At 68.1% G+C, this 361-nt stretch carries 1 protein-coding gene; it reads left to right on the forward strand.

All coding sequences use genetic code 11. From position 1 onward, the window contains the following. A partial coding sequence (gene ccsA / locus OH705_RS26915) for a cytochrome c biogenesis protein CcsA (RefSeq protein WP_267303394.1) occupies positions 1–361 on the forward strand: 361 nt, incomplete at both ends.

The following is a 361-nucleotide window of genomic DNA, read 5'->3' on the forward strand; positions in this document are numbered from 1 at the left end:
GGGCCGGATGGCGGCACTGGGCGTGGTCGCGTTCCCGTTGGCCGCCCTGTTGCTGGCGGCGTACCACGTCTATGGTCACCAAGCCTCGATCGGGCTTGACTGGCGTCTGCAATTGCACGCCTGGCTCGCGCTGCTGGCCTACGCCGCACTGGCCATCGCCGCGCTGCTGGCGGTGATGCTGTGGGCGCAGGAACGCGCCCTGCGCCGGCGCGAATTCCATCTCTGGCTGCGCGCCCTGCCGCCGCTGACCGAACTGGAAGACCTGCTGTTCCGCACGATCACGGTGGGCTTCATCCTGCTGACCGCCACGCTGCTGACGGGCGTGCTGTTCGTGGAGAACTTCCTGGCCCAGAAGCTTAGC

It is taken from the genome of Pseudomonas sp. BJa3 (genome assembly GCF_026343815.1).
In the GTDB taxonomy this organism is placed as follows: Bacteria; Pseudomonadota; Gammaproteobacteria; order Pseudomonadales; family Pseudomonadaceae; genus Aquipseudomonas; species Aquipseudomonas soli.